This is a genomic window from uncultured Campylobacter sp. (assembly GCF_938017615.1).
GTDB lineage: Bacteria > Campylobacterota > Campylobacteria > Campylobacterales > Campylobacteraceae > Campylobacter_B.
Genome location: NZ_CALIJA010000183.1, coordinates 1 through 5277, shown reverse-complemented (window position 1 = coordinate 5277; position 5277 = coordinate 1). Strand labels below are relative to the sequence as shown.

The window sequence follows — 5277 nt, the reverse complement described above, 5'->3', positions numbered from 1 at the left end:
GCTAAATACTCATTCTAATTCATAGCTCATTAATCAACTTATGATATAATCCCGGGTCGGAGCAATCTGATCCGGGATTTTTAAATTTAGAGCAAAATTTCAAGGAAACTTATGAAAAATATCAAAATTTCTTTAATGAAATGGGTGCTTTAAATAAAAAAATATCATTTGCAAGGGAGGCTAATTTGCAAGGCTTAAGTGATAAAAAAGAGTTAATAAACTCGATTTTGAAAAATAGCGAATTTCTAAAATATAATGAAGTATTGCAGAGTGCATATTTGCTAGGAATGATGTCTGCAGGGTTGATAAATCGCCAATTTGCTATTAGCAAAAATAGTTCATTTGAAAAATGGCTGAATAATGCCGGACTAATTACGAAAGAGCTTTTAGAACGGATTTGGACTAAGTGCGATGAAACTAACAAAAAACTCTCCAATGTATCGCGAGGAAAAAGAAGTGCTAATATAGAAATCATGCGCGATATTTTGATTGGAATTTTACCAAGTGCGTTTTTATCTCAAAAGCGGGTTAAGAGCGCTTATGTAACGCTGACCTTTGCTATGGGCGGAAGTGATTTTACGAAATATATTAAAGATAACACTCAAGGAGACGAGTAATGAAAAAGAAGGAAATTCTATTTCTTTGGGACGGCGAAAATTTTAATCCAAACGGCGATATGCTAAGAGATAACGCTCCTAGGATAGATGATGAGACAGGTATAGCAGAAGTTACTGATGTACGTATAAAGCGAACAATTAGAGATGAAATTATGAAAAAAGACGAAAGTACGATTTTCATTAAAGAGTATAAAAGAGATGAAAATATCTTAGATTGCAAAAGCGCAATACGTGAAGTAATTAATGTAAAGCAAGAAAAAATCGAGATTGAAAAAGAAATTTTATCTAAATTTATCGATATTCGCGCATTTGGTGGAGTTTTGCCGATATCGGATAAAGACGAGATGAAAAAAGAAGGCATAAAAACAGCCGGAATTCAATTTGTTGGACCAATTCAGTTTAGAATGAGCAGATCGCTTCATAGAGTTGCGGTAGAGCATATAAAAGGCACCGGCGCGTTTGCAAGCGGTAGCGATAAGGCAAATAAAACGTTTAGAGAAGAAGATTTTTTAAATTATGCAATGTTTGCAACTTACGGAATAGTGGATAATCATAGTGCAAAGATTACAAATTTAAATGAAGATGATGTGAAAGTGATTTTAAGCGCACTCTGGAGCGGAACTAAAAATTTAATTACTCGCACGAAAATGGGTCAAATGCCTAGGTTTATGCTAGTAATTACATATAAAAATGATACTTTCGCTGGAGATTTAAATAACTGTGTGGCTATAAATAGTAGCAAAGAAGACATAGAGATAAGAAGTATAAATGATTTTACAATTGATTTTTCTAGATTAAAAGCTAAACTTACTAGATACGCGCAAGAGATCGAAAAAATAGAGTATATGAGCGATTTTGACTTCGAGCAAAATAACAGATCACAATTTGATAGTAATTGGATAAAAATAGGATTTTAAATGGATATAATAGCTTTTGAGCTATCGGGAGATTATGCGCATTTTTCTCATCCAGCTACTATCTACTCGTCTCTTACATACCCGGTGCCGCCAAAGACTGCTGTCATGGGGCTTTTGGGAGCAATTATAGGTGAAATGAATTATTTTAAACTTAACGATATAGGTTATAGCGTTATTTTAAGTTCGCAATTTCGCAAAAAAACTATGATTTTTAACGGTATAAAATTTGCTCTATCGTCAAGTATGCATATCGAACAAGGCTATCAAGATTCTAGCGAGAAAAAGCAGTTTTATAAAGAGCTAATAAAGGATCCCAGATATATCATATTCGTTGATTTAAGTGCTTTAAACGCTTCTTATAAAGAAAAGATAATCGACAGCTTAAAAGCTCACAAATGTGTCTTTACACCATATTTAGGTATAAATTTTTGTATAGCGGATTTTAAATATATCGAGATAAAAAATTGTGAATTGGTGCATGAAAAAGAAAGTTTTATAGATACGTTTGTTTTGATGGATGATTTTATATTTGATGCACAAAGCTTTGATATCAGACTTACTACGGCTAGAATGGCTTGCGGATGCGAAGAGGGTCGAATTTTTAAGGATTTTAAAGATTTCGTTATCAAGCTAGGCGGCAATAGTCAAATCAAAGCAAAGAATAGAGGAAATATTTATCAAATAAATGACTACAAGGTCTACTTTGCAAAGTGAGCTGCTATCGCATCCTAATAAACCGCTAATAAAGCATATAACAAATATGCTTGCTGAAACGGATAGTAGGCTTTTACAATGCATTAAAATTTATCACGATATAGCTAAGCTAAAAACTAATTTTCAAATTTATATCAAAAATCCTACCGAAAAAATTGCAGATAAAAATCATGCTTTATTATCCGCTTACATATTTTTACTAAATTCAGAATTTAATGAGCTAGATACGGCTTTTGGGTTTTTATCCATCGTATCACACCATGGAAATGTAGAAAATTTTTGTGAGCTTACAACGCAAAATAAAAATTTCGGTAAATATTTTGAGAGCTCGAGAGAGCTAGGCTTTTGGGATGAAGTCTTAGATAAAGCTTTAGGTTTAGAAATTTACAAAGATATTAAAAGGGATAAAAATGAGCTTTTAATTAAAGCTAAACATTTAAGAGAATACTTCAAATTTGCGAAAAAGAAGTTTGATTACGATGACTTTTTAAATTTCAAAGACATATTTTCGTCGCTTATTTATAGTGATAAATATGAAGCTATTTTTAATCAAAGAATTCCTGTTTCTAAACCGGCGAATTCTAATACGATCGAAAAATATATCAAAGTCCTGGAAAATCGTAAGCCAAATGAAAAAAGAAGCGAGTTTAGAAAATTCGTTTTAAATAATTTCGATGTAAATCATAATCTTTTTACTTTAACTGCGCCTACTGGCTACGGTAAGACTTTAACTGCGCTAAATTTTGCCGCCAAATTTAATAAAGAACGTATTATTTACGTACTGCCGTTTACGGCTATCATAGATCAAGTTTATGATGAGATAAAAGAGATTTTCAAAGACGATAAAAATATATTAATTCATAAAATTCATCACAAAACTACGATAGATGAAAGCACCCCGCAAGATCGCTATTCTAAAGTTAAATTTTTGATGGATTCCTTTAGCGGAGATATTAACGTAACTACGCTATATCAATTTATATTTGCACTCTTTGGAAACAAAAATAAAGATAGCGTAAAATTTAACCGATTAAAAAATAGTGTAATAATAATCGATGAGGCGCAGGCAGTACCGTATAAGTTCAGGGCGGATTTTATGAAACTTTGCGAGATGATGGCGGAGAAATTTGGCTGCATTTTTATCTTTATGTCCGCTACGATGCCTATTGTTGATGCGACTAAATTTCAAGAAATTTCAAATTTAGATTATTTCAAAGATCAAAATAGATACGTTTTAAAGTGGTTTGATGGCAATGAGAGTGCTTTAAAAGACAAGATTAGACAATTAGCAAAAAGCAAAAATACACTAGTCGTCGTAAATACCATTAAAAAAGCGCAAGAGCTATTTTTGGAATTTTACGATGAATTTAAAATTTTTTGCCTAAACGGATATATGTGCGACGATCACAAACGAAAAAATATCGAAAATATAAAAGATGCAATTGCTAAAAATAAAAATGGATACGGTGATCCGATCTTGCTAATTTCTACACAGTCTATCGAAGCTGGCGTGGATTTGGATTTTGATGTCGGATTTAGAGAGATAGCGCCCATTAGCTCGATTATCCAAACTGCCGGTCGCATAAATAGAAATTTCGCAGCCCTGGGAGAATTATACGTATTTAACGATATTTGCGACTATTCCGATCTCATTTACGGTGATTTAAAACGCATTAGCGATAATATTTTGGTAAAAATTCTAAAGCAAAGAGATATCATCGAAAGCGAAATTTTAGATATTTCCACTAGGTATTTCAGCGCCATAAAGCAAAGCCTAGAGAGTTTATTTTTGGTGGAGCAGATGCGAGAGCTCGGATTTTACGATATAAACGAAAAGATTAGCGAGGCGATGGATGATAGACTTAAAATTTTAGTAATAATTGAGCCAAAAGAAGATTATATTAAAGAATTTCAAAATGAAATTTTTGAAATCAATAGGCTTGATATGGACAAATTTAATAAGAAAGATATATTTACGAATACTATTAAGAAAATTAATAGATTTGGTGTAAATATCACAGAATTTGATGCAAAGCGTTTAAATATAAAGCGTATTGATGGGCTAAAAGATGTCTATTATTTACCATTCGGCGATACTTCGTACAATAATAATTTCGGGATTAAAAAGGACGCCGCCTTAAATCTCAAAAATGAGTTTTTCGACTAATGTTTTGCAAAGACCAAATCGCCGGCACGCTTGTGAATTATTACGTCACCTGTAAGCGCGAGGCGTGGCTTTACGCACACAATATTCACGCCAATCAGGAAGATGAAAACATGCTAATGGGCAAGGCGCTAGCAGACATCAAAGAGAACGGTTTGCAAGAATTCGCATTTTCAAATTTGAAATTTGACAAACTTTCCAAGCAGCGCGGACACTATCTCATCACCGAATATAAAAAGAGCCTAAAAAATCCAGAAGCAGGCAAGATGCAGCTACTTTTTTACATCTATCTTTTAAAAACAGGCTTAAATTTAAAAGAGGTGAAAGGCAAATTAATTAGCGGCAAAACCGTCATAGCCATTGAGGATAATGCCGAAAATTTCACTAAAATCGAAACAATTCTAAACGGCATTGCCGCCCTTGTGAATGAGCCAAAGCCGCCTAAATTTAGCCCGCAAAAGATTTGCGAGAGTTGCGCTTATCGTGATTATTGCATTTAGGAGATAAAATGTACGCTATTTTATTTTACGATATTTCAAGCAGCGACGAAAAGGAGAAAAATAACGCTGCGCGCGTCCGAAAGGCGGTCGAGAAATTTCTGCCTCGCGTGCAATTCAGCGTTTTCGAAGGCGAAATCAGAGCGAGCGATCTTAAAAAATTAATGGCGATTTTGCAAAAAGAATGTTCTAACAGGCTTGATTCGGTAGTAATTTATACTTTTAATTCGCTCAAATATTCACAGCGTCTCGTCATCGGGTGCGATAAAAACGAAGCTATTTTCAGCTAAAATTTAAGGATAAAGTATGCAAAAATCGGATCGCACGCATTTTATTTTGAGCCCAGGCCGATTGCGGCGCAAAGATAA

General features: G+C 33.6%; 6 protein-coding genes. All 6 read left to right on the top strand.

All coding sequences use genetic code 11. The features are described 5' to 3' along the window. Positions 1-185: 185 nt before the first annotated feature. Genes Q0620_RS09450 through cas2 form a run of 6 tightly spaced genes read left to right on the top strand, consistent with a single transcriptional unit; the run spans position 186 to position 5199 of the window. Positions 186-617 (top strand): hypothetical protein, encoded by a 432-nt coding sequence (locus tag Q0620_RS09450; RefSeq protein ID WP_298784751.1) that lies wholly within the window; start codon positions 186-188, stop codon positions 615-617. Continuing rightward, positions 617-1534, top strand: a complete 918-nt coding sequence (gene cas7b, locus Q0620_RS09445) for a type I-B CRISPR-associated protein Cas7/Csh2 (protein WP_298784749.1) — start codon at positions 617-619, stop codon at positions 1532-1534. Before Q0620_RS09450 ends, cas7b begins: the two co-directional genes overlap by 1 nt. Next, positions 1535-2248: a CRISPR-associated protein Cas5 gene (gene cas5, locus Q0620_RS09440; protein WP_298096401.1), complete on the top strand. Its 714-nt coding sequence runs from the start codon at positions 1535-1537 to the stop codon at positions 2246-2248. Between the two features lie 46 nt (positions 2249-2294). Next, positions 2295-4415: a CRISPR-associated helicase Cas3' gene (cas3, locus tag Q0620_RS09435; RefSeq protein WP_298784747.1), complete on the top strand. Its 2121-nt coding sequence runs from the start codon at positions 2295-2297 to the stop codon at positions 4413-4415. Beyond that, on the top strand, positions 4415-4912 hold the full coding sequence (locus Q0620_RS09430; protein ID WP_298096396.1) for a Dna2/Cas4 domain-containing protein: 498 nt from the start codon (positions 4415-4417) through the stop codon (positions 4910-4912). Before cas3 ends, Q0620_RS09430 begins: the two co-directional genes overlap by 1 nt. A gap of 8 nt (positions 4913-4920) precedes the next feature. Continuing rightward, positions 4921-5199 (top strand): CRISPR-associated endonuclease Cas2, encoded by a 279-nt coding sequence (cas2, locus tag Q0620_RS09425; protein ID WP_298104323.1) that lies wholly within the window; start codon positions 4921-4923, stop codon positions 5197-5199. Positions 5200-5277 lie beyond the last annotated feature (78 nt).